Here is a 26,149-nt window from a genome sequence, read left to right as displayed (position 1 = left end):
ATCATTAATAACAATACAAAATAAGGTGTTAAGAATGGCGGTCGAATCGCTAACCGTTTCAGGAGCAATACTAAATTGGAGGTAGTCTCGATGTATTTCGGTGTGGTACTTAGCCCGTGCTATGGCAAGGTCGAAAGGATTTCAGTAAAAAGAGAATCAAGATTTTGTGAATTGGAGTCATTGTTTGTGCTCAAAACTAGAGATGGCAAACAAGAATTCATTCAATCAAGTGTCAGTGGGGAGGTTGAATCACTAGAAGTTCAGGAGGGGGACGATGTTATTCCCGGAATGGTACTTGCTTATGTTAAGGAAGATATGTTTATCACCGGAAGTGGTTAAGATGTGGGGCTCCTCCTCACATCTTCTTTTTATGGATATTATTTTAAAAATTCTGAACTAAGTGGTAGTATTAGATTGACAAGGTTTAAGGGGGAAGTAACGATGTTTTCTGTGGCAAAAGAAAAAGTGAAGCCGATTATTTCAGTGGCAGTTGAAGGAAGTAATGAACGATTTCGCTCGACCTTAAGTAACCTTAAAGAACCCTTTTTATTTTTAAAAAAAGAAAATCACTTATTTGCCTATGTGGTGGTTGGAAAGCTTGAAAAAGAGGCATTATCAGTTGAACTCCTGCTTGAACATGCCAAACCGCTTGAAAGTATCTGTCATTTAAGTGAACATATTTCCTTGCCTGTTTTGTTTCAAATTATCGGTGAACCATTTGCCATTATTAAGGGTGAGGATGGAAATCCTTCGGGTTACATTCGAAGAGAAGATGTACTGGCAGAACTGTTTAAACAGGAAAATAAAAGTGTCGACTTGCTTAAAATCATGTTGACCTCAATTCCGATGGGGATTTTTATTTTAGATAAAGAAAAACGGATCATTAATTGCAATGAGGCCGGATTAAAAATGATTAAATCGAAGGCAGAGAAGGTGTTGAACTTACCTGCCGGAAATATTTTTAGCAGCTCTCACATTAACAAGGTGTTTAAAACCGGAAAGACGCTGCTCAACCATCTTGAAATCACAAATGAAATGGGCGTTCTCGTCGACTATAGTCCGATTTTGAACTACGATAACGAAGTGGACGGGATTATCATCGTTGTTCAGGATATACCGATGGTTGAGGAAATGGCGCTTGAAATTGAATATATTAAGGATTTGAATAAAGATTTAAACGCCATTCTCTCAAGCATTTATGATGAAATTCTCGTGGTGAATGCGAAAGGGGAATTGATCAGATTCAGCGAAAACATCATTCAAGATTTTTGGAATGTGGATTTAAAAGAACTGATTGGAAAAAACATTCTTGAACTGGAAGACCGCGGCCTGTTTACTCCATCTGTCACAAGGCTTGTCATGGAGAAAAAGAAAAAGGTTTCCGTTGTCCAAGAAACACATAACGGCAGAAAAATTCTGGCTGTTGGCAATCCTGTGTTTAATGAAAAAAATGAACTCGATCGGATTATTATTGCCTCTCGCGATATTACCGAAACAACGCGGCTAAAAAGCGAACTGCAGGAAATGCGGAAAATATCAGAACAATATCGAAAAGAATTAGATGATTTTAAAAGTAAAGATCGCTTTTTGAAAAAATTGATTTATTGCAGTCCTAAAATGGAAAAAATCATGAATCAAGTAAAGAAGATTGCTGATTTTTCATCGACAGTCCTGCTACACGGGGAATCAGGGGTCGGAAAAGAAGTAATTGCCCAAGCTATTCACCAATTAGGTAAGCGTTACCAAAAGCCGTTCTTGAAATTGAACTGCGGCGCCATTCCGGAGAATCTGCTTGAAAGTGAACTGTTTGGCTATGCGAAGGGCGCTTTTACAGGTGCTGATAAAAATGGTAAAGACGGTTATTTCAAACAAGCGGATGGCGGTATTCTGTTTCTTGATGAAATCGGAGAAATGCCTGTCCACTTGCAAGTAAAACTGCTGCGCGTCCTTCAGGAACAGGAGTTCATCCCTGTGGGGAGTACACTCTCGATGAAAGTAAATGTACAAATCATCGCGGCCACAAATAAAAATTTAGCGAAAATGGTGGAGGAAGGTAAATTTCGCGAGGATTTATATTATCGTCTAAATGTCATTCCCATTCATATCCCGGCATTAAGAGAGCGGACGGAGGACATTTCCCTCTTGGCCTTCCATTTCCTTCAGCAGCTGAATGAAAAATACGACCGAAATTATCATTTAACACCAGATGCCATTAATGTGCTTGAATTTTATTCATGGCCCGGTAATGTAAGAGAACTGCAAAACATTATTGAAAGATTAGTAGTGACCGCAGATCATCCGGCAATCGATGCCGAGTTTGTAAGTCAATTTTTATCATTAGGCTATGAACATAAAAAAATGAAGCCTGTGATTACCCGCGTGATTCCTCTGCAGGATGCTATCGATCATGTCGAGGAACAGCTAATTATCATGGCGATGAACCAATACAAAACCACGACAAAGGCGGCAAAAGCCCTAGGTATCAGCCAATCATCCGTCAGCAGAAAATATCAAAAAATATTGGCAGAGAAAAATATTAAACTTGAAAACATGTCCACATTGTAATTCACTGCTGTTTCAGACTTATTGAGACAGCTTTTTCCTGTTTATGCACATTGAAATAGAGTTATGCAAAATTGAATAGCTTCGATTGGATATTTTTCAAAGGATGCTATTTTCCTTGCTTTTAAGTGTTGGCACGCTTCTTGCAACAATAGTAGGTGAGGGTGAACAAAGGAGGAATTAAAAATGGTCGAAGTTAAAAACCGTATGGTCAACCTAAAGATGTTTATTGATGGTGAGTGGAAAGATGCTGAAAATCAAGAAACACGCCCGGTGATAAATCCTGCAAATGGTGAAGTGATTTCCTATGCCCCTGAAGGAACAGTCGCAGATGCCCGCGAAGCCATTTTTGCGGCACGTAAAGCGTTTGAAGAAGGAGTTTGGTCCGGTATTTCCGCTCAGGAAAGAGCGTCCTATTTATTAAAAATCGCTGACAAAATTGATGAATATGCTACTGAGTTAACCGAACTTGAAACAATGGATAATGGGAAGCCGTTAAGGGAGGCAGGCTTTGATGTTGCTGACGCAGCCGCATGTTTCCGCTATTATGCAGGATTGATTACGGCGCCTGATGGCCAGACCTATCATGTTGCCGACCCCATGCAAGCCATGGTTGTACGCGAGCCTGTCGGAGTTTGCGGGTTAATTGTTCCTTGGAACTATCCATTGTTAATGAGTGTTTGGAAAATCGCTCCGGCACTTGCAGCGGGAAATACGATTGTATATAAACCATCTGAGGTAACACCCATTACACCGAAAAAGCTGTTTGAAATTTTTGAAGAAGTAGGCTTACCAAAAGGTGTCGCCAATATGGTGATGGGTGCTGGTCCAGTGGTTGGAAATGAAATCGCTTCCCATCCGGAAGTCGATATGGTCTCGTTTACTGGCGGTACGAAAACAGGTAAACATATCATGAAAACGGCTGCCGATACGATGAAAAAAGTGTCGCTCGAATTAGGCGGTAAATCACCGAATATTATTTTTGCAGATGCTGATTTTGAAACCGCTGTCGATTATGCTTTGTTTGGCATTTATGCCGGTGCAGGTCAAGTATGTTCAGCCGGATCGAGAATTCTTGTTGAAGAGAGTATTTATGATCAATTTGTTGAGCGTTTTGTCGAGCGAGCGAAGAAAATTCAGGTTGGACCTGGTCAGGATGATACTACGGAAATGGGCCCGCTTGTAAGCGAACAGCATTTGGAAAAAGTACTTCATTATATTGAACTTGGAAAACAGGAAGGCGCGACAATTGCTTGCGGTGGAAATCGAATCATTCGTGATGGTTTGGATAAGGGTTACTTTGTTGAGCCGACCGTTTTCATTGATGTGAAGCAGGAAATGAGAATCGTGCAGGAGGAAATCTTCGGACCGGTTGTCGTCATTCAGAAGTTTAAGGATGAAGCGGAAGGTCTAAAGCTAGCAAACGGTACTGTTTATGGATTGGCCGCAGCTGTTTTTACAAAAGATGGTGCAAAAGGGCTGCGGGTTATTAAAAAACTTCGTGCCGGGATTACCTGGGTGAATTCCTATCATCCTACTTATAACGAAGCTCCGTGGGGCGGCTATAAACAAAGCGGTATTGGCCGCAGTCTTGGAACATTTGGCCTTGAGGAATTCCAGGAGATTAAACAGATTAACATTAATTTGCAAGTTGAGCCCGTAGGCTGGTTTTCGAATTAAAAGCGGAAGCGCCTTGATCAGGGGCGCTGCAGCTTAATAATTATCAAATTTCAATAGGAGGTAAGAGAAAATGAGTATCGATATAAATAATAGGCAAAATCAAAAAGTGAGTGAATATATTAATAAGGTTCTAGATTTAATAGAAAAAGAGGAAATTAACGAAGCAGAAGCATCATGGATTACGAAGGAAACGGTGGATGGTTTCCGCGAACACGTAAATCCAGGATTCCTGGAATACCGCAAAACCGTTACGGAAGGCGGACAATTTGCAGCAGTCGAATGGTCGGATAATGGTTCCTGTTTTAAGGATGTAAATGGTAAAGAATATATCGACTGCCTTGGCGGTTTCGGTATTTATAATGTCGGACACCGCAATCCAAAGGTCGTTAAGGCGGTAACCGATCAGTTAAAACGTCAGGCTCTTCATAGCCAAGACTTGCTTGACCCACTTCGGGCGATGCTGGCAAAAATACTTGCTGACATTACACCAGGCGATTTAAAGTATGCATTTTTTACAAACAGCGGGACTGAAAGTGTTGAGGCAGCACTTAAGCTAGCAAAAATGTACAGCGAGCGGACAACATTTATTTCGACTACACGTGCTTTTCATGGAAAAAGCTTAGGTTCATTGTCCGGGACGGCAAAAGGCATGTTCCGTAAACCATTCCTGCCATTAATTCCAGGGTTCCGTCATGTGCCATTCGGCGATATCGACATGATGCAAAAAACGTTTGAGGTATGCGCTGCGGTTGGCGAAGATGTGGCTGCTGTTATTTTAGAGCCGATTCAAGGTGAAGGCGGAATCATCCTGCCGCCAGAGGGATATTTAAAACAAGTTCGCGAGCTTTGTGACCAATACGGCTCATTGTTAATTTTTGATGAAGTACAGACAGGCATGGGGCGTACTGGAAAAATGTTCGCTGCTGAGTTGTATGATGTGGTGCCGGATATCATCTGTCTTGCGAAGGCGTTTGGCGGCGGCGTTATGCCTGCGGGAGCCATTGTGGCCAAAGAAGAGGTATTTAAGAGCTGGTTCCCGAATCCATTTATGCATACGACAACCTTCGGCGGGAATCCATTAGCCTGTGCTGCGGCGATTGCGACGATTGGTGTGTTAATAGAAGATCATTTACCGGAAAGAGCCGGGGAAGTGGGCGCCTATTTCCTAGAGGAATTGAAAAAGGCCTCGAAGGGTCATGAAGATAAGGTTCAGGAAATCCGCGGCCAAGGCTTAATGATTGGCATCGAATTCCACCAGGATGAAATTGGCTATGAAGTGTCAAAAGGAATGTTTGACCGTGGTGTCCTTGTGGCAGGTACATTGATTAATTCGAAGACAATCCGAATCGAGCCAGCGCTGACGATTGCTTATGAAGAAGTTGATAAGGTGGTCAGCACTTTTAAAGAAGTATTAGGGCAAGTGAAAGCATAGATATATTTTATAGGATTGCAATGAGCCGTTTTAAAAAAGGGGGGAGCACGGAAGTGAAAAAGAAGTATGTTAAGCTCCAAACAGAGATACCCGGGCCCAAATCGAGGGAAATATTGGAGCGAAGAAATAAATTTGTCCCTAAAGGAATCAGTAATAACTGCCAATCTTTTGTAAAAAAAGCACAAGGAGCATTGGTCGAAGATGTGGACGGTAATCATTATCTTGATTTTGCTGGTGCTATTGGAACATTAAATGTTGGTCACTCCCATCCAAGAGTGGTTAGAGCTCTACAAGAACAAGCAAGCCAATTTATCCACACAGGCTTTAATGTGATGATGTATGAATCATATATTACATTGGCCGAGCGGCTTTGCGAGCTTGCCCCTGGGGATTTCGATAAGCAGGCTGCTTTTTTTAACAGTGGTGCGGAAGCTGTTGAAAATGCCGTGAAAATTGCCAGAAAATACACTGGGCGCCAAGGGATTGTCGCCTTTACAAGGGGCTTCCATGGCAGGACGTTAATGACAATGACGATGACAAGTAAGGTCAAGCCGTATAAATTTGGATTCGGTCCATTCGCTCCGGAGGTTTACAAAGCACCATATCCATATGTATATCGCCGCCCAGATGGAATGAGTGAACAGCAATACAGCGAAATGATCATCGAGCAATTCGAACAATTCCTTCTTGCAGAAGTAGCTCCCGAGACGATTGCCGCGGTCGTGATGGAGCCCGTTCAAGGGGAAGGCGGATTTATCGTGCCTGACACCGCCTTTGTTAAACGAGTTAGGGAAATCTGCACACAATATGGAATTCTATTCGTAGCCGATGAAATCCAAACTGGATTCGCCCGGACAGGGAAGTATTTTGCCATCGATCACTTTGATGTTGTCCCTGATTTACTAACCATTTCAAAATCAATGGGGGCTGGGGTTCCAATCAGCGGCGTCATTGGCCGAGCAGAAATTATGAATGCGGCTGCAGTTGGTGAAATCGGTGGAACCTATTCCGGAAGTCCGCTTGGCTGCCGTGCCGCGTTAACAGTTTTAGATATCATTGAAAGTGAAAACCTGAATGCACGGGCTGAAAAAATCGGAGAGCGAGTACTTGAAAAAATGCAGCTCCTTGCAGAGCGCTTCGAGGGAATTGGAGATGTGCGCGGTCTTGGGGCAATGTGTGCGATGGAAATCGTCAAAGACAGACAGTTGAAAACACCTGATAAAGAAGCAGTTGGAAAAATTGTAAAAGCAGCGGGAGAGCGTGGTCTTATGTTACTTAGTGCCGGGCTATACAGCAATGTCATCCGCCTCCTTATGCCATTAACCATCACAGACGACCAGCTTGAGGAAGGATTACAAATTCTTGAGGAAGCAATGGAAGCAGTTTATCTGCAGGATCCGGCAATATCGGTTGGGGGGAATAAAAATGGATGTCATTAAGCAAAATTATCAAATCTATCCGATGTATCTAAATGGTGATTGGGTGGGCAGTGATTATGAAGTTTTTACTGAAATCGTCAATCCAGCAACAAAGGAAGTGATTGGGGCGGTGCCAACTGGCGGTGCCTATGAAGCAAAGCAGGCGGTCGATGCCGCCCATAAAGCCTTCAAACTCTGGTCGAAAAAGACAGCAGAAGAGCGTTATCATCTTCTGATGAAATGGTTCTATTTAATAGAAGAAAACAAGCATGAAATTGCTAGAATTATGACAATTGAGCAAGGAAAGCCATTAAAAGAGGCACTTGGAGAGGTTCAGTATGCGAATGGTTTTATCTCCTGGTATGCCGAAGAAGGTAAACGGGTATACGGAGAAACCATTCCAGCCTCCCATCCAAATAAAAGAATACTAGTTAGGAAGGAACCGGTTGGTGTCATTGCGGCGATTACCCCGTGGAATTTTCCAGCAGCGATGATTACGAGAAAAGTAGCACCGGCACTTGCTGCCGGTTGTACGGCCGTCGTAAAACCAGCGAACCAAACACCGTTGACTGCTTTAAAAATGGTTGAACTTGCCCATGAGGCGGGGATTCCTGCTGGGGCCATTAACGTGATTACGGGGCGTTCGTCTGAAATCGGCGAGGTATGGTTGAAGGATCCACGGGTGACAAAGATTACCTTTACCGGTTCAACAGAGGTCGGAAAAACGTTAATGCGCGGTGCCGCTGAAAATGTAAAAAAAGTATCATTAGAGCTTGGCGGAAATGCTCCGTTTATTGTCATGGATGATGCAAACTTAGCGAAGGCAGCTGCGGGGCTTGTTCAGTCGAAGTTCCGCAATGCCGGTCAGACTTGCATTTGTACGAATCGTGTCTATGTGCAGGAAAATGTAGCCGATGAATTCATCAAGCTTTTTCAAGCGGAATTAGAAAAGCTAAAGGTTGGAAACGGGCTTGAAGAAGGAACAGATATTGGGCCGTTAATCGATAAAGCTGCATATAAAAAAGTGGACGGACTTGTCAAGGATGCCTTGAAAAAGGGTGGAAAGGTAACATACAGCGGGCTTAAACCTGCTGATGAAAATGGCTATTTCTATGCGCCGACCATTTTGACCGATATTAACGATGAGATGGAATGCATGAGGGATGAGATATTTGGGCCGCTTGCACCGGTCTCAACCTTCAAAACGGAGGAGGAAGCCATCGAACGGGCAAACAATTCCTGTTACGGCTTGGCGGCCTATGTCTATACGGATAATTTAAGCCGCTCCTTCAGAATCACGGAGCAGCTTGAATACGGAATTATTGGCTTAAATGATGCCCTGCCATCAGTCGTTCAGGCCCCATTCGGTGGTTATAAAGAGAGCGGTCTCGGCCGTGAAGGCGGACATTATGGAATTGAAGAATTTTTAGAAGTGAAGTATATATCGATTGGGTTGGATATTTAAAAAGGCACTTAACCGAACAAAATGTGAACTTGGCGGAATACAGCCAAAAGTTGGCGGAATTAATTTGAAAACTGGCGGGATTTTAGCTGACCTTGGCGGAAAAAAGCCAGATTTCCTTGGAATCGCCTAAAATGCCTATAACAAAATTAGTATATGAAAACTAAATCTATCATATCTTTGAAAAAGTAGCTGCTTAATTCGCTTCATCCTCCATCCAGAGGAGAAACCACGAAAAAAAGCCAGTGAAACAATCAATGCCTTATTTGTCATTGATTGTTTTTGCTGGCTTTTTTCAAATCATAACAAAGGATTATCCATATTTTCGTAGAATCCATATGTGAAAGGAGGTAGCTCAAATGACTGGTCCGCTCCATGGAATTAAAGTAATTGATTTATCACGCGTATTAGCCGGACCCTATTGCACGATGATTTTAGGCGATATGGGAGCAGAGGTAATTAAAATTGAAAGTGTCGATTCGGGGGATGAAACAAGAGGCTGGGGCCCGCCCTTTGTGGAGGGAGAGAGCGCCTATTACTTATGCACCAACCGAAATAAACAAGGAATTACTCTAAATCTGAAATCACAACAAGGTAAGGGAATTTTGGGAAAACTTATACTGGATGCCGATGTAGTTGTACAAAATTTTAAGCCAGGAACCCTCGAAAAGTTGGGCTTTGGCTATCAGGAAATGAAAAAGATCAATGCAGGAATAATTTTAGCATCAATCAGTGGCTTTGGGTCTACGGAAGGCCCCTACTCCCATCTGCCGGGCTATGATTATATAATTCAAGCCATGTCGGGCTTAATGAGCATTACCGGTGAAAAAGATGCTCAGCCTGCAAAAGTCGGTGTCGCAATCGCGGACGTACTCACTGGACTATTTACTTGTATTGGTATTTTAGGAGCAATCCAACATCGCAACAGTACGGGAGAAGGACAGGAAGTGGATATCTCCTTATTTGACTCCCAATTGGCTGCCTTAGTGAATGTTGCCAGCAATTATTTATGCTCTGGGAATATCCCTGAACGGCTTGGCAATGCCCATCCGAATATTGTGCCTTATCAGGTGTTTGCCGCAAATGATGGTGATTTTATCATCGCTGTCGGAAATGACCAGCAGTATCGAAAGCTAGCAATCCAACTAGAAGAACCTTCCCTTTTACAATATGAAAAAAACTCAGACAGGCTGCAATTTAAAGCGGAAATTGAAAAAATAATCACAGCCAAAATAAAAATGAAATCAAGAGCAGAATGGAAACAAATTCTTGATGAAGCTGGGATCCCCAATGGTCCAATCCACAATGTAAAAGAGGCGTTGGATTCGGAGCAGTCGAGAGCCAGGGAAATGGTTGTCAATGTAAAGCATCCCGTGATCCCGAATTTGAAGCTTGTCGGTTCACCATTAAAATTTTCAAACTCTCCCATCATTATCGATAAACACCCGCCCATGCACGGAGAACACACAGAAGAGGTATTAATGAAGCTTGGCTACTCAAAGCAGGAAATTGCCCAAATGAAACAACAAAAAAATATTTGAGGGGGAACAAGAAATGAATTTTTCACAAACAGAAGAACAAAAGAGTGTAAGAAAGGTAGTCCGTGCCTTCGTTGACCGAGAAATTATGCCCTATATTAAGGAGTGGGATGAGAAAGGTCACTTTGCAACAAATATTCTAGAACGTTTAGCGGAACTACAGCTCATGGGAGTATGCATCCCGGAAGAGTATGGCGGCGTTGGCATGGATTATAACACACTTGCGATTGTCTGTGAGGAGCTCGAGCGCGGGGATACTGCCTTCCGTACCGCTGTTTCGGTTCATACCGGATTAAACAGTATGACGCTATTGCAGTGGGGAACAGAAGAGCAGAAGCAAAAATATCTCGTTCCGCAAGCTAAAGGCGAAAAGGTAGCCGCTTTTGGACTCACGGAACCAAATGCTGGCTCGGATGTAGCGGCAATGGAAACTACTGCGGTAAAGGATGGGGACTACTATATTTTAAATGGATCAAAAACTTGGATTTCTCTCTGTGATGTGGCCGATCATTTCTTGATTTTTGCCAAAACAGACCCGAAAGCAGGTCATCATGGCATTTCCTGCTTTATTGTTGAACGAACACTTGAAGGATTCTCCTCTAAAGCGATTAAAGGAAAGCTCGGCATCCGTGCCGGAAACACAGGAGAGGTCTTTTTGGACAATGTAAGAGTGCCGGCAGGGTACTTGCTGGGATATGAAGGAGAGGGCTTTAAAATTGCGATGTCTGCCCTGGACAATGGCCGTTTCACGGTAGCAGCAGGTGCGTGCGGCACGATTATGGCCTCGCTTGAAGCAAGTGTTAAATACTGCGAGGAACGGAAAACATTTGGCAAGGAAATCGGCAGGCATCAGCTCGTTCAGCAAATGATCGCGAAGATGTCAGCAAACCTTGAGATTTCTCGTTTGCTCGTTTTTAAAGCCGGCTGGTTAAAAAATAACGGCAAACGCAATACCCAAGAAACATCTTTGGCAAAATGGATCTCCTGTGATGCTGCCTATGAGGCAGCCAACGATGCTGTTCAAATTCACGGTGCCTACGGCTTCTCCAATGAATTCCCTGTCGAGCGATATTTACGGAATGCTAAGGCACCTGTCATTTATGAGGGCACAAGAGAAATTCATACGATTATGCAGGGGGAATATGCGCTTGGCTACCGCGAGGATAAACCGTTGCGAAAAATGCTGCCAGCATGGCCGTTTGAAGAAAGCTTAATAAAAGGATAGGTGTGCGCACATGTTAGGATTGAAAACCTATTTCCTCGCAGGCCACTCCCGCTTGCCGCAGGGGATGGCTGCCCAAAGTGTGTATGATTCACTGACGATTACAGTTGAGGTGGATAAAAAATACGGGGTCATCATCGAATCCTCCTGTACGCTGGCCACAGACCACGGAAAAGCCTACGTCCAGCAAATTTTAAAAGGACACAGCCTGCAGGACGGTATTGACGATATTATCGATGCACTAAGGGAAGGCTACCGCGGAAAGGCGGTAAATGCGCTAATTGCCGCCGTTAAGGATTTATACGGACAATATGAAAACTAAGACAACTAAAAAGCCTTGCAGTTGGCAATATCCAACGTGCAGGCTTTTTTTATGAATGTCAAACAAAATATATACTTCAAATCATGAGTGTTGCTGTGTTACGATAAAGTATAAAAGAAGACAGGGAAAGAAGGGTTGGAGAGTTGATTAAAACAATTTTGTTTGACGTTGATGGGGTTTTATTGAGTGAAGAACATTACTTTGATGCATCTGCTTTAACGATTTGGGAGATGTTGAATAGTTGCAATTACTTAGCATTGGCACCTGAAAAATTTAAAACAGACTATAGTGAGGCTGAAATTCAAACAATAAGAGAAGAGGTTTTTCGGAACGATCAGATTCTCAAATTTATGAAATCCCGTGGCCTTAACGCGAACTGGGACATGATCTATTTATCATTCAGCCATCAACTCATCCACCTATTATCACAAATTAAAGAAAATGAATATGAAAAAATTACCAATTGGTGTCAGGCACCAATGGATCGTGAGACGTTGCTGGAGATTGGCAGGGTGTTAAGTAAGTATCATGTGACAATAGATTTTGGTTTGTTTTTGGAGGATTTTGCGAAGTCGCAGGCTATGAAGCAGGATTTACTTAGTTACTTAAATGTACTGGCGAAGGAAAAGCTTGGGGTGGATACAACGATTTTCAATAAAGGGGAGCTTTGGTCGATTTGTGAGCATGTTTCACAGGAATGGTATGTGGGCGATGAACATGTCCTTGCTTCTACCGGAAGACCATCGGTGCAAACCGGCAAACAAGGCTTTCTGTCAAATGAAACAACCTTAGCACCTCAGGATGAAATTGCAAACCTATTTCAATATCTAATCAATTCGGGATTTACGATTGGAATCGGAACTGGCCGGCCGGCACTTGAAACAATCCAGCCTTTTAAGCATTTGGAATGGTTAAAGCACTTTGATGAGAATCGAATTGTGACAGCCGATGACGTGTTGGAAGCGGAAAAGGAGCTTCCAGAATGGAAATCTTTATCGAAGCCGCATCCGTATACATACGTAATGGGTATTAAAGGTAGAGACACGTCTATACAGGAATGCTTAGAAACGGCGCTGCCAATAGAAAACTGTGAAGAAGTACTTGTGGTTGGGGACTCGTTAGCAGACCTGCTCGCTGCGAGACAATTAGGCTGTGAGTTTGCTGCGGTCTTAACAGGGCTATCCGGAAAAGCCGCACGAAGTGAATTCGAACAGTATGAGGCAGATTATATTCTTGATTCCGTTTTAGATCTAAAAGGTATTTTATAAAATAAAGGTTCTGTTATTATTCATTATTGATTTACGTGTAGGTATGAGAATTCATAGGCGGAGAATTTCCGGCTAATGCATATAGAGGAAGCTTAAGAAGCAGATATAAGCGGAGATATTCCGATTAACTGCTCTAAAAAAGACAAAATCCAAAGATTTGAATAATATAAACGGAAATACTACCTTTATTTTTAGGGAAAAATGGGTATTTCCCAATTTAGACGGAATTTTCCCGTTTATTTTTCAAACACAGCGAAATTAACATTCAAAATAAAAAAAGAGGGCAGCAAGCCCTCTTCATTGAATAAAACAAACCTATAAGCTTTCCACCTTCTCCGGCTCCACACGCCCCGGCTCAAATGAATCCACATTCGTCAATTCCAGTAATTGTGCTTCATCTAAACCTTCAATTAAGGTTAAATCACGAATGATCTCCGCGCCCAAGGCTTTATCAAGGGTTAACACCATGATGGCTTCCCCGCCAATCTCAGTACGCCCAACCTGCATCGTACCAATATTGATCCCGTAATCCCCCAAGAGCGAGCCCACTTTGCCAATCATCCCCGGTAAGTCGCGGTGTTTAATATATAAAAGGAATTTTTCCGGTTTTACGTCGATTCGGTATTGGTTGATTTTTAAAATCCTTGCACCGTAACCGTTTAGGACGGTTGCACCAATTCGCGCTGTTTCCAGGCCATTGGAAACTAAAAGTTCCATATAATTTGCAAAACCTTTATTGGTAGCATTTTTAACCACATTGTAGGAAACACCCTGCTCCTTCAAAAGGTGAAGTGCATTTATGAGATTAACAGAATCACTTAAATGATAGGATAAGATCCCTTTTAAGAGAGTACGAGTCAATAATTCAGTATCCTCATCAATTAAATCACCATAATAATTGATTTCGATTTTATCAGGAGCCTGCTTATTTAATAATTGAATCACAAGCTGCCCCATCTGATCGCCAAGCAGTAAATATGGCTGCAGCTTTGCCTGTGTTTCACCAGACATTTGCGGCATGTTAACGGCATTTTGAATCGATTGCGTTTCAAATATTTCGATAATTTCTGCGCTTACCTCTTGGGCAACCTTTTCCTGTGCTTCTACAGTGGAAGCGCCAAGATGAGGTGTGACAATGATATTAGGATTTTGCAGCAATTCTACATCGGCAACCGGCTCTTTTTCAAATACATCAAGGGCAGCACCTGCTACATGCCCGGCCTTAATCGCTCTGACTAAAGCTTTCTCGTCAATTACACCCCCGCGGGCGCAGTTAACAATGCGGACACCTTTTTTTGTTTTACTTAAGTAGTCGTCATTGATCAAACCTCTCGTATCATTGGTTAGAGGGGTATGAACGGTAATAAAATCAGATTCCTGGGCAATTAAATCGAGACTTGCCTTCGTCATCCCCAGTTTCTTCGCCCGCTCTTCTGTTAGATAAGGGTCAAATCCCAGTATGTTCATCCCAAAGCTTTTCGCCCGTTTCGCCACTTCTGTTCCGATTTTACCCATACCGATAACACCAAGCGTTTTCTTGTACAATTCGACTCCTTTAAAAGAATTACGATCCCACTCACCGCCAGCGGTCTTTTGATGTGCTTGAGGAATTTTTCGCGCTAATGACAACATCATCGCTAATGTATGTTCTGTTGCGGCAATCGTATTAGCCCCCGGAGCGTTAATAACGATGATCCCTTTTCGGGTAGCGGCATTGACATCAATATTATCGACACCGACACCTGCCCGGGCAATGACCCGAAGCCGGTCTGCAGCCAAGAGTAATTCCTCGGTTACCTTTGTTTGGCTTCTCACAATTAATGCATCGTAATTGCCAATAATTTTTTTCAACTCTTCAGTCGGCAATGTAGGCTGCCGATCCACGACAAAATGGGGATGTTCAATAAGACTCACCAAACCAGTGCTGCTAATACCATCTGTTACAAGAACTTTATACATGTTCATTCAACCTCCTCAGCTATTTAAAAAGCGATTCAATTCATTTCTACTTACCTACTTCTATGCTAGTAAAACGTGGGGTAATACCAAATGAATCTATCAGAATATTTCTCCTTTCTTCGAAAAATAGAAAACGTCCCTCATAACAGACAGAAAAATACCTGTTATGAGGGACGTGAATAAACGTGGTGCCACCCTCTTTTGCTGCTTGAAAAATAAAAGCAGCCTCTAAAATGTAACGGCTTATCACCGGGCATGCCTACTAAAAGGTTCAGCTGCCAGTTCAGAAGGGCTAGGTTAAATTAGAATTAGCACCGGTTCGCAGCAACCACCGGCTCTCTGAGGCTTTTTCTTATTTCCGTCTTCATCATTACTATTTAATAGTGTATAATTAATTGAAATTTCAAAATCAGATGAATATAGGCACTATTCTACAACCTTTTCTTCAAACTTGTAAAGGGATAAAGCGGAAAATATTTTTCTTTTTATTTTGAAAAATTCCAGTTAAAAAAAGCAAGCCAATTGTGGCGCGGTGGTAAGCGGTTTCAGTGTAAAACACCAAAATAAATCTATTGTAAAAAAATAAAGAGAATCATATAATGTCTACAATAGAAAAACATTTGTGCGCCACAAATGGACACTTATAGGAGGGGATCTTTATGAAAGCAATCTCGATAGGATTATTAGGATTAGGCACAGTCGGTTCGGGTGTGGTAAAAATTATTGAAAATCACCAAGATAAATTAATCCATCAAGTGGGGTGTCCGGTTGTCGTTAAAAAGATCCTTGTCCAGGACTTACATAAGAGCAGACCGGTTGAAGTAGATGTAAAGACTTTAACATCCAACCCTGATGATATTCTTTTTGACAAGGACATTGATGTCGTCATAGAGGTAATGGGCGGGGTACATGATACAAAGGATTTTTTGATTACCGCGCTTCGCCAAGGCAAGCATGTGGTAACAGCCAATAAAGACTTGATGGCCCTCCATGGTTCCGAGCTTTTAACAGTTGCCACAGAACATGGCTGCGACCTTTTTTACGAAGCCAGTGTGGCTGGCGGTATTCCAGTCTTAAGAGGTCTTGTTGATGGCCTTGCGTCAGATCGAATTACACAAATGATGGGAATTGTGAATGGCACAACCAATTATATTTTAACAAAAATGAGCGATGAAGGACGTTCATATGAAGAAGTCCTTAAAGAAGCACAGGCACTCGGCTTTGCTGAGGCAGATCCAACCGCTGATGTAGAAGGCCTTGATGCAGCTCGAAAAATGACGATTCTCGCAACTCTTGGTTTTTCGATGCATATTGATCTGGAAGATGTCAAGGTCAGCGGAATTTCCAACATCACCGAAGAAGACTTAAGCTACGGCAAACAATTAGGTTATACAATGAAATTAATAGGCTATGCTGGGCGTGAGGGCGAAAAGGTAGAAGTCAGCGTTGCACCTACCTTCCTATCAAACAATCATCCGCTTGCCTCTGTACAAAATGAATATAATGCCGTTTATGTCTACGGGGAAGCCGTCGGCGAAACGATGTTTTATGGCCCTGGTGCAGGAAGCATGCCGACTGCTACAGCCGTCGTTTCAGACCTTGTTGGTGTCATCAAAAATTTAAGACTGGGCGTTAATGGCCGCAGTGCCGTCACACCGCAATATCCTAAGCGGTTAAAGGATAATGAGGAAAAGTTCTCTAAGTACTTCTTACGGATTCATGTTCAGGATGAAGTAGGCGTGTTCGCGGATATTACTGCTATTTTTGCCAAATATGGTGTAAGCTTTGAAAAAATACTGCAGTTGCCAATCCAGAAAAATGAAACATCAGAAATTGTTTTAGTTACACATAAAGCTTCAGAAACTAATTACGATAAAATTTTACTAGAATTATACGATTTAAGCGCAGTAAAAGAAGTTAAAAGTGCATATAGAGTGGTGAGGAAATCATGATGAGAAGATGGCCAGGATTATTAGAAGCATATAAAGAATATTTACCAATTAACGAACAAACACCCAAGCTTACGCTTAACGAAGGAAATACGCCGTTAATCAAGCTTGAAAGATTATCCCAGGAATGGGGCGTTGAGCTTTATGTGAAAGTAGAAGGGGCCAACCCAACTGGATCTTTCAAAGACAGAGGTATGGTTATGGCAGTTGCCAAAGCAATAGAGGAAGGCAGTAAAACAATCATCTGCGCTTCAACAGGTAATACATCGGCAGCAGCAGCTGCATATGCGGCACGTGCCGGGATTAATTGTATTGTTGTCATCCCTGAAGGGAAAATTGCACTAGGCAAACTGGCACAAGCGATGATGTATGGAGCTGAAATTATCTCAATTGAGGGGAATTTTGACGAAGCATTAAAAATGGTGCGAAATATTAGCAAGGTAGAACCGATTGCGCTCGTAAATTCAGTCAATCCATACCGGCTAGAAGGACAAAAGACTGCCGCATTTGAAGTGTGTGACCAGCTTGGTTCTGCACCTGAAATTTTAGCGATTCCAGTTGGAAATGCCGGTAATATCAGTGCTTACTGGAAAGGGTTTAAAGAATATAACGAGAAGAAAGAGACAGGACTGCCAAGAATGTTTGGCTTTGAAGCAGCAGGTGCTGCCGCTCTTGTCCATAATCGTGTATTTGAAAATCCGGAAACCATTGCAACTGCCATTCGGATTGGAAACCCAGCAAGCTGGGATCTAGCCGTTAATGCTGTAGAAGAATCACATGGCCAATTTGATGAAGTAAGTGACGAAGAAATCATTACCGCTTATAAAAAATTAGCTGCCGCTGAAGGGGTGTTTGCTGAGCCTGCTTCCTGCGCATCGATTGCCGGTGTTTATAAGAGTATCCAAAATGGAAAAATTGCAAAAGGGACAAAAATTGTTGCTGTCCTGACAGGCAATGGTTTGAAGGATCCAGATACAGCAATAAATAGCAGTCTTGTCACACCTGTTCAATTACCAAACGATGAAAAAGCGGTTGCTGAACATATCCGAGGAGTTGTCCGTGGATGACGCTAAATGAACGCTTTTTGATTAAAGTACCTGCGAGTACAGCTAATCTTGGGCCAGGATTTGATTCAATCGGCCTAGCTTTAAATTTATATTTAACTTTAGAAATAGAGAAACATGATCAGTGGGAATGCTATTCTTTATGTGAGGAATTGAAGGATCTCCCAACCGATGAAAGCCATTTTATCTGCCAAGTCGCCATTAAGACCGCGGCAAATTATGGAATGGAGTTATCTCCTTGCAAAATTAAAGTAGAGAGTGAAATTCCATTAGCACGCGGGCTTGGCTCAAGTGCGGCGGCCATTGTTGCCGGAATTGAGCTTGCGGATGTAGTTGGCGGCTTACGTTTAACCAAGGACGAGAAGCTTCTTCTGGCGACAAAATGGGAAGGACATCCGGATAATGTTGGTGCTTCTCTTTATGGAGGACTTGTCATCGGAAGTTACGATCAAAATGAAGTAGATATGCTTTCCTTTACAGACGTCCCCGTAGAAATAGTGACGGTCATCCCCAACGAAATTTTATTAACGAAGGAATCGCGCGATGTTTTACCTTCCAACTATTCACGGCAGGAGGCTGTCCAAGCTTCTTCAACGGCCAACCTTTTGATTGCTGCTCTAGTAAGTAAAAATTGGCATCTAGCCGGAAAAATGATGAGACAAGACCTTTTTCATCAGCCCTATCGAAAGCCGCTGATTCATTTTTATCAGGAGATTGAGACATGTGCAAAGTCTAATGGGGCATTCGGAGTGGCATTGAGCGGTGCAGGGCCAACTGTTATTTGCTTTAGTGAAAAGGGAAAAGGGCAGGAACTGGCGTATGCCTTATGTAGGGAATTTCCAGGCATGACTGTGAAAAGACTGGCAATCGATTATATTGGCAGTTGTGTAAAGGAAGTAGAGAAATTTGTAAAATAAACAGGGCAGCTACGGCTGCCCTGTTATTTTTTAAATAAAAAGCTTCTCGAATTCCTCTTTACTTAACGGTTTGCTAAACAAATACCCTTGCATTTGGACACAATTCTTCGATAGTAGGAAATCCTTTTGATATTCTTCTTCTACACCTTCCGCTATGACATCGAGATGGAGACTGCGAGCAAGATTAATAATCGCTTCTGGAATCTCGGCATTTTCATGATTTTCATTAATATTCTGGATGAATGACTTATCGATTTTCAAGGTGTTAATCGGTAAATCCTTTAAATAGCTTAAGGAAGAGTATCCTGTCCCGAAATCGTCAATAGAAACGGCAATACCGATGTCTTTTAGTGATTCAAGTGCTTGGACGATTTCGCTTGAATTAGATAAGAGAATACTTTCGGTAATTTCTATTTCTAAATTCTTCGGTAGTAACTGACTTTCAGCTAGGATTTCTTTAACCTTTTGTAACATTAAAACTGGTTCTTGAAATTGACGGGCTGAAAAATTAACGGATATCGACAAAGGCTGGGGACGGGCAGCATTCCATTTGCTAACCTGGCTACAGGCCAATTTCATCACTAGTTCCCATAATGGCTGAATTAACCCCGTATCCTCCGCAATCGGAATGAACACATCTGGAGGAACAAACCCAAATTCTGCATCTGTCCATCTTACCAGTGCCTCTGCACCGAAAATAGTTCCGGATTTCAAATTGATTTTTGGCTGATAGAATACTTCAATTTTTTCATTTTCAATCGCTTTTCTTAAATGTGCTTCTAGACGCGGTCTTTCAATGCTTGATTGACTTAATTTCTCGGAATAAATGGTTACTTTATTACCCCCGGTCTTTTTAGCAGCATACATCGCCAAGTCAGAATAAATGATAAGTGTGTCCATGTTTTTAGTATGATCTGGATAGATGCTAATGCCGCAACTTGCACTGAGATAGATTTCTTTGCCATTTAAAGAGTAGGGCTTTTTTAAATGATTAACAATTGTTTCTGCTGCAGCTTTTGTTTTATCGAGATTATAATTCTTGAGTAAAATAATAAATTCGTCCCCGCCTTGCCTTGTGATGATTGTATTGTCATCAGCCGGAAGACAATCCTTAATCCTGCCGGAGACAATTTTTAGGATTTCATCCCCCTTGTTATGCCCAAACGAATCGTTCACCTGTTTAAAGCGATCCAAATCAATGAAGATAACGGACACGGTTTCCCCCGTTTTATTAGCACGATCAATAATTTGTCTTAATTTTTCTTGAAAATAGCGTCTGTTTAACAGGCCTGTTAAGGGATCGTGGTAGGCCTGGTATTCGATGAGCTCCTTACTTTGATTTAAATCCTCCACATAACTACGCAAATGATTTGACATGGCATTTACGTTTTCAGTTAGCAACCCTAATTCATCTTTTCGTTTTAACTTTAATTTTTTTCCAAAGTTCCCTTGGGCAATCTCATTCACATGCTCAACGATGTAGCCGATTGGCTGAGTAATAGATCTTGAAAAAAGAAAACTGACAATTAACACGATAAGCATAATTGCGATGGATAACAGAATATGTACTTTTAACTCGTGAACAAGTTCAGCTTGAATCAGTCCATAATTATAAACAAGGCCAATTACGAATGGCTGATCATTTTTTGAAAAAATTGGAACGAATGTTTTCATGATCATTTTCCCATTCATGGTGTCCTTATATGATTGGTTTTTTTTCGTTGTGATTGCCTTTTTAACTAGATTCGCGTCAGTTGTGTAGTTTTGATAGTTATACTTCCCGTACCAAATGGGCTGTGCAGAAATTCGAATATATTTATTTCCGTTTAAATGGACAACTTCTTCCTTCTTGCCAAAGTTCTTCGGATTAAATACAGTTAGTTCCAAAATCCCATCTACTTTTGTAAAGTCCTGGATGACTTTCCATGGCCCAAAGCGTTTTTCATAATCTGTTATCTTGTCGCGAAAATAAGGATTGATCATGTAATTGGTTGACCCATCATAGTAATAGCCCCATTTATCAATATGTTTGGGATTAGAGGAGGCTACTTCAATTGGGCCGGACCAATAATGTGGTAGGGTGATCCCTTTCCCGACGGAAACGGGTTTTAAGGAAAAAAGCTGTTGATAGGCATCATACCAATAGCCCCAGCCTTTAGTGGACATGCCGATTTCTTGGGGGTCGGAGGATCTTACGCCGACAATGTCATCATTTGTTTTTGCTAATAAGGTAATATGGGAAACACCGGTTTCCTTTGCCAAAGCAACCAGCTGCTCGTTGGTAATATCTTGATAGCTGGCTGGAAGGGCATCTTTGATAGCTAATGAAGCTGTTCGTAAGTCTCTCCCAAGAATGTCTTCAACATATAAGCTGCTGCTTTTCGTATTTTTGACTTGAAAAGAAACTTCCTTAACAATCATTTTAATGACGACTTCGTTATATTCAAGCAGTTGATTTTTCGAACGAATATAGTGGAAGGCATTATTGGTTAATAAAATGAGAAAAACTAAGAGACTAAAAATCAATGGAATCTTTTTTTTAATCGACAATGACGCAACACCCCAATTTGCATTCTTTTCTATCTATCCTTTTCAAGTAAATATATTTTATTACATAGAAAAAGTCCAATTTATTATTTGTAATATGGTAAAATAGTGTAAATATTATGAAAATAGAAAAGGGGAATTTGGTTTGAAATTGCCAATTATTCAAACTAAACTGCGGATTCCTGCGGTAAAGGATGATTTGATCAGAAGGGCAAAGCTCACGCGAAAAATGAAGCAAATACCTGAATATCCGCTGACCCTTATTCATTCGGGGGCTGGTTTTGGAAAAAGTACTGCGCTGGCATTATTTATGACGGATGAACGAATTCCTGGCTGCTGGTATTCCCTTTCCCCCATGGATGATGACATCCTTCCATTTCTCACCTATATCGTTCATTCTATTCGCCGGGTCCTACCTGGCTTCGGAACAGAATTAGCTTCCTATATAGATACAATGGATCGTTATATCCGTGAAGAAGAACTTAGTATTCTAAGTTCCCTCTTCATCAATAATGTCCTGACAGCCGGCTCGCACATTACGCTCATCTTAGATGACTTTCATCAAATAGACCATTCCTATACGATCAACAGTTGGATGGAAAAATTACTTGAACATATTCCATCCAATTTACATCTGGTCATTTCCAGCCGCAGCCGCCCAGGATGGAAACATTTGACGAAAATGAAAGCCTGCGGGCAGTTATTAGAAATAACAAGAGAAGACTTAGTCCTTACCATAGAAGAAATGGAACTGTTATTAACCGACCTTTATGATATAGAAATAGAGTTCCATCATTTACAGACGATTTATCAGATGACAGAGGGCTGGGTTATCGCCATATGTATGATTGCCCAGCAGATTCCATTAAAAAATGATATTTCGAATCTTTTTGAGCATTCTGTCTACTCTCTGCAAGATTTCTTTCAGTATCTTGTGATGGAAGTTTTTTCGAAACAGCCGCCCATCATTCAGCAGTTCCTTGAGCAAACTTCGATATTTGAGGAAATTGAGGTAGAAATGTGTGAGGAGGTTATTGGGCTTAATGGTGCCCCGGGAATGCTTGAACAATTAAAGGAACGAAATTTATTTATTCAAAAGGTTGGAATAAATCATTATCGGTACCATGCCTTATTTAAAGAGTTTCTCGAAAATTTATTTCAAAAAAATAACCCGCGAAATTATACAGCGCTACATGAAAGATGCGCTCGTTATTATGAAAAAAGACAATTATGGGAGGAAGCTCTTTATCATTATAAAAAGATTCATCAGCATAAAGCGATTGCCTCTATTTTACAGGAAAACGGCTTAGAGATGCTTGAAAGCGGCAAACTGGAAAGCTTATATGATCAATTAGCGATTCTTCCTGAAGCGGAGCTGGAATCGTATTATCTTCTTTGGTATTTGAAAGCAGAAATTCATCGCTATCGTTCCCACTATCATGAGGCAGAAGAGTGTTATGAAAAGGCTTTTATTGGTGCGGAGAAAAAGTGGGATAATCTTGGAATGAGTATGGCACTAGAAGGAAAAGCGAAGATTTATTTAGATACCATTCAACCCCACCTTGCAGAGCAGCTTTTATATGAGGCGATTGTCTATAGGGAAAAATGTACGGATTCGGATGACGAAAAAGGGAAACTCTATCAAATGTTATCTGAGAATCTCTTAAACCTAGGGAAGGCATCGGAGGCTGGGAAATGGATTCATAAGACGAAGGCAGCTAATCATCTTGATGGGAATTTTGAAGCAAGATTATATCTGCGTACGGGTCGATTTGAGGAGGCGAAAAAGGTCCTTTATAAGGAAAAGTTGAATGATACCATTGTAACTTCTCTGCCGCAGGCCCATCGTGAAACGGATTTACTGCTTTCTCTAATTGAAGCGTTTACAGGGGAGGGTGTAAAAGCGAAGGCGCTTGCCCAGCAGGGAATTCAACAAGGAATAACCTTTAAAGCCCCGTTCGTTGAGGCATGCGGCTGGATTCGCATGGGTCATGCCGTGCAAATTTTAAATAAATATGAATCCCATTTAGCGGAAAACTGTTACCAAACGGCGTTGGACATCATGGATCAGCTCGGTGTCAATAGAGGAAAGGCCGAGCCGCTAATGGGACTTTGCCTTTTATATGGAACGAGAGGAGAACTTGAACGAGCCTTGGCTGTCGGAAAAAAGGCGCTGGAGGAAACAGAAAAGGTACACGACGTTTGGCTGTCTGCTTTAATTACACTTTGTATGGGAATTACCTGTATTTATAACGAACGGCTGGCAAAAGCGCTAGTATATTTGGAAAAAACAGAATCTCTCTTTTGGAAATGTGAGGATTCCTTTGGACAAATGCTTAGCAAGTTTTGGTTGTCTTATCTTTCCTTTCTAGAGAAAAAGCAAGATTTATATAAACAAACAATGGATAAATGTTTAACCCTCGTGCAAATTCATGACTATGAATTCTTTTTTCAACACAGATCTGTATTCGGACCAAGAGATTTACAAGTATTTGTGCCGTTGTTACTTGAGTGTTTGCGTGAGGATATTCAGATGCCTTATGTGAGAAAGGTCTTACAGGATCTGGGGGTAAATACTTTAGACTCCCATCCGGGATACTCAATCCGTGTGCAAACACTTGGGCAATTCAGGCTTTGGCTTGGTGAGAAAGAGGCGGGGGAAAAGGAGTGGCTGCGAGAAAAAGCGAAAGAATTGTTCCAGTTATTGATTACGGTAAATGAGCCGATAGCCAAAGATGAAATCATGCAAATTCTTTGGCCCAATCAAGACAAAAAGAGTGCTGACCGTGATTTCAAAGTGGCATTAAACAGTCTTCAGCATGTATTAGAACCAATGAGAAAAGCAAGAGCAGCGCCATTTTTCATCGTTCGCGACGGAATGTTTTACGGGTTAAATCCAAATGCCGTAATTGAAGTGGATACCTCTCATTTTCAGGCCTTGATTCAGGACGGGTTAAATGAAACAGATGACGCAAAGGTAATTTATTTCCTTGAGAGAGGATTGCCCCTTTATCAGGGGGACTATTTGCCTGACCGCCGCTATGATGATTGGTGCATTAGCAAAAGAGAGAGTATGCTTGTCTATTTTCTGCGCGGTGCTGAAAAAATGGCACAGCTAATGGTGCGCCGCGAAAATTATGACGCGGGAATCTATTGGTGTGAAAAAATCCTCGAACGCGACCGCACTTGGGAAGAGGCTTATCGCTTGTTGATGTATTGTTACTATCGAAAAAACAACCGTCCCCAAGCGATGAAATGGTATAAAAGATGCACGGAAGTTTTGGAGGAAGAACTGGGTGTTACCCCGCTCGAGCCGACAAGGCATATGTACAACATGATCATTGAATCGGAAAGTATTTTAAATCCAATTGAGCAGCCTTAACTTATAGGGCTGTTTTTTTATGTACTTTTCTTTTTGTAACTCCCCTGTAACTTCCTTTGCCTATCCTTAAATCAAAGCTTTGCAAGTTTTGAAGTAAATAGTTTAAGGGGGAAAAGGTGTGAAGGGGTATCGTGGAAAATGGGCATTAGTAGGATTACTTATGTTTTTGATGATTTTTGCAAGTGCGTGCAGCTCTGATAAATCAACATCAGAGTCGAAGGACGATGGCGGGAAGAAAACGGAAACTAAAGAACCAATTAAAATCGGTGTACTTGCCTCTAAAACAGGTGCACTCGAGTCATACGGAAAACAAACATTAAGAGGGTTTGAGCTCGGGCTTGATTATGCAACCGAGGGGAAAATGGAGGTGGCCGGCAGAAAGATTGAATTTATTGTCGAAGATACAGAAACAAAACCGGAAGTAGCCGTCCAAAAAGCCACGAAGTTATTAGAAGAAGATAAGGTTGATTTCCTTGTTGGATCATCCAGCTCGGCAGATACATTAGCGGTGTTACCGCTGGCAGAGGAATATAAAAAGATTATGGTCGTTGAACCCGCCGCCGCAGATAGTATTACAGGTTCAGAGTTCAATAAGTATATGTTCCATTCCGCTCGTAATTCCTCACAGGATGCGGTTGCAGGCGCAGCGGCGATTGCCAAAAAGGGCGTAAAGATTGCAACACTAGCGCCTGATTACTCCTTTGGGCGCGACGGTGTAGCTGCCTTTAAAGAAGCTGCGGAAAAATTGGGTGCCGATATTGTCAAGGAAGAATATGCAGATCCAGCTGCAACAGATTTTACATCCAACATTCAAAAAATCATCGATGCGAAACCGGATTATCTCTTTGTAGTTTGGGCAGGTGCCAACTCCCCGTGGAAACAAATTGCTGATATGAAGGTGCAGGATAAGGGAATCAAGATTTCTACAGGGGCTCCGGATATTGCCGCATTATCGACAATGGAGCCGTTGATTGGTATGGAAGGCTTCACTGTTTATTATCATGACCTCCCAAAAAATAAAATCAACGACTGGTTAGTAGCCGAACACAAGAAACGCTTTAACGGAGATGTTCCTGATTTGTTTACACCTGGCGGGATGAGTGCAGCCATTTCCATTGTGGAAGCATTGAAGAAAACAAGTGGTGAGGCGGATGCTGATCAATTAATCAAAACGATGGAAGGCATGAGCTTTGAGACACCGAAAGGAAAAATGACTTACCGGCCGGAAGATCACCAAGCTCTACAAACCTTGTATGCGATTAAACTTGAAAAGAAAGATGGTGTCACGTACCCAGTACCAGTTTTGATTAGGGAACTTACTCCTGATGAAACAGCACCGCCAATCCGTAATAAATAGAAAAGCGCAAGCGCCCTGGTCAGCGGCGTATGGCCTGGAGCGCTCCAACTGAGATAAAGGAAACACGGTG

At 41.9% G+C, this 26,149-nt stretch carries 18 protein-coding genes and 1 other annotated feature; of the genes, 16 read left to right on the top strand and 2 right to left on the bottom strand.

The window, feature by feature from the left end:
• The first annotated feature begins 90 nt into the window (after positions 1-90).
• The 11 genes from BABA_RS09750 (at position 91) to BABA_RS09705 (ending at position 12,904) form a co-directional block, all read left to right on the top strand.
• Complete coding sequence (locus BABA_RS09750; RefSeq protein ID WP_007085005.1) at positions 91-339, top strand: biotin/lipoyl attachment domain-containing protein; 249 nt, start codon at positions 91-93, stop codon at positions 337-339.
• Positions 340-441: 102 nt separating this feature from the next.
• Positions 442-2,565, top strand: a complete 2,124-nt coding sequence (locus BABA_RS09745; protein WP_007085004.1) for a sigma 54-interacting transcriptional regulator — start codon at positions 442-444, stop codon at positions 2,563-2,565.
• A gap of 204 nt (positions 2,566-2,769) precedes the next feature.
• On the top strand, positions 2,770-4,242 hold the full coding sequence (locus BABA_RS09740) for an aldehyde dehydrogenase family protein (RefSeq protein ID WP_040345868.1): 1,473 nt from the start codon (positions 2,770-2,772) through the stop codon (positions 4,240-4,242).
• Positions 4,243-4,312: 70 nt separating this feature from the next.
• Positions 4,313-5,674: a putrescine aminotransferase gene (locus BABA_RS09735; RefSeq protein ID WP_007085002.1), complete on the top strand. Its 1,362-nt coding sequence runs from the start codon at positions 4,313-4,315 to the stop codon at positions 5,672-5,674.
• 53 nt (positions 5,675-5,727) lie between these two features.
• On the top strand, positions 5,728-7,113 hold the full coding sequence (gabT, locus tag BABA_RS09730; RefSeq protein WP_007085001.1) for a 4-aminobutyrate--2-oxoglutarate transaminase: 1,386 nt from the start codon (positions 5,728-5,730) through the stop codon (positions 7,111-7,113).
• A 22-nt stretch (positions 7,114-7,135) separates the two neighbouring features.
• Positions 7,136-8,557 carry an NAD-dependent succinate-semialdehyde dehydrogenase gene (locus BABA_RS09725; RefSeq protein WP_157273155.1) on the top strand — a complete coding sequence of 474 codons (1,422 nt, stop codon included), beginning with the start codon at positions 7,136-7,138 and terminating at the stop codon, positions 8,555-8,557.
• Positions 8,541-8,687 (top strand): hypothetical protein, encoded by a 147-nt coding sequence (locus BABA_RS27275; protein WP_157273150.1) that lies wholly within the window; start codon positions 8,541-8,543, stop codon positions 8,685-8,687. The genes BABA_RS09725 and BABA_RS27275 overlap by 17 nt, the downstream gene beginning before the upstream one ends.
• Before the next feature lie 226 nt (positions 8,688-8,913).
• Entirely contained in the window at positions 8,914-10,095 is a 1,182-nt protein-coding gene (locus BABA_RS09720) for a CaiB/BaiF CoA transferase family protein (protein ID WP_007084999.1), read from the top strand.
• A gap of 13 nt (positions 10,096-10,108) precedes the next feature.
• The gene (locus BABA_RS09715) at positions 10,109-11,317 is read left to right on the top strand and encodes an acyl-CoA dehydrogenase family protein (RefSeq protein ID WP_007084998.1); all 1,209 of its coding nucleotides are present in this window, start codon (positions 10,109-10,111) and stop codon (positions 11,315-11,317) included.
• A 19-nt stretch (positions 11,318-11,336) separates the two neighbouring features.
• Positions 11,337-11,636 carry a DUF3870 domain-containing protein gene (locus tag BABA_RS09710; protein WP_040345867.1) on the top strand — a complete coding sequence of 100 codons (300 nt, stop codon included), beginning with the start codon at positions 11,337-11,339 and terminating at the stop codon, positions 11,634-11,636.
• A gap of 143 nt (positions 11,637-11,779) precedes the next feature.
• A complete protein-coding gene (locus tag BABA_RS09705) occupies positions 11,780-12,904 on the top strand; it encodes an HAD family hydrolase (RefSeq protein WP_007084996.1) in 1,125 nt (374 codons plus the stop codon).
• Between the two features lie 315 nt (positions 12,905-13,219).
• Here BABA_RS09705 and serA read toward each other — a convergent pair whose 3' ends face one another.
• Positions 13,220-14,863, bottom strand: a complete 1,644-nt coding sequence (gene serA / locus BABA_RS09700; RefSeq protein WP_007084995.1) for a phosphoglycerate dehydrogenase — start codon at positions 14,861-14,863, stop codon at positions 13,220-13,222.
• A 166-nt stretch (positions 14,864-15,029) separates the two neighbouring features.
• Positions 15,030-15,243, bottom strand: a binding site (T-box leader).
• 279 nt (positions 15,244-15,522) lie between these two features.
• Between serA and BABA_RS09695 the strand changes: the two genes are divergently transcribed.
• Genes BABA_RS09695 through thrB form a run of 3 tightly spaced genes read left to right on the top strand, consistent with a single transcriptional unit; the run spans position 15,523 to position 18,793 of the window.
• Positions 15,523-16,815: a homoserine dehydrogenase gene (locus BABA_RS09695; protein WP_007084993.1), complete on the top strand. Its 1,293-nt coding sequence runs from the start codon at positions 15,523-15,525 to the stop codon at positions 16,813-16,815.
• Entirely contained in the window at positions 16,815-17,879 is a 1,065-nt protein-coding gene (gene thrC, locus BABA_RS09690; RefSeq protein ID WP_007084992.1) for a threonine synthase, read from the top strand. Before BABA_RS09695 ends, thrC begins: the two co-directional genes overlap by 1 nt.
• Positions 17,876-18,793 (top strand): homoserine kinase, encoded by a 918-nt coding sequence (thrB, locus tag BABA_RS09685; protein WP_007084991.1) that lies wholly within the window; start codon positions 17,876-17,878, stop codon positions 18,791-18,793. Before thrC ends, thrB begins: the two co-directional genes overlap by 4 nt.
• Before the next feature lie 30 nt (positions 18,794-18,823).
• Here the strand turns inward: thrB and BABA_RS09680 are convergent, their stop codons facing one another.
• A complete protein-coding gene (locus tag BABA_RS09680; protein ID WP_007084990.1) occupies positions 18,824-21,343 on the bottom strand; it encodes an EAL domain-containing protein in 2,520 nt (839 codons plus the stop codon).
• 142 nt (positions 21,344-21,485) lie between these two features.
• Here BABA_RS09680 and BABA_RS09675 point away from each other — a divergent pair, with 142 nt between their 5' ends.
• Positions 21,486-24,722: a winged helix-turn-helix domain-containing protein gene (locus BABA_RS09675; RefSeq protein WP_007084989.1), complete on the top strand. Its 3,237-nt coding sequence runs from the start codon at positions 21,486-21,488 to the stop codon at positions 24,720-24,722.
• A gap of 160 nt (positions 24,723-24,882) precedes the next feature.
• Positions 24,883-26,079: a substrate-binding domain-containing protein gene (locus tag BABA_RS09670; protein WP_051186034.1), complete on the top strand. Its 1,197-nt coding sequence runs from the start codon at positions 24,883-24,885 to the stop codon at positions 26,077-26,079.
• Positions 26,080-26,149: the final 70 nt, after the last annotated feature.

Origin of the sequence: Neobacillus bataviensis LMG 21833 (genome assembly GCF_000307875.1) — a bacterium.
Taxonomy (GTDB): Bacteria; Bacillota; Bacilli; order Bacillales; family Cytobacillaceae; genus Neobacillus; species Neobacillus bataviensis.
The sequence above is the reverse complement of the archived record's forward strand: the minus strand, read 5'-3'. Positions and strand labels throughout refer to the sequence as shown.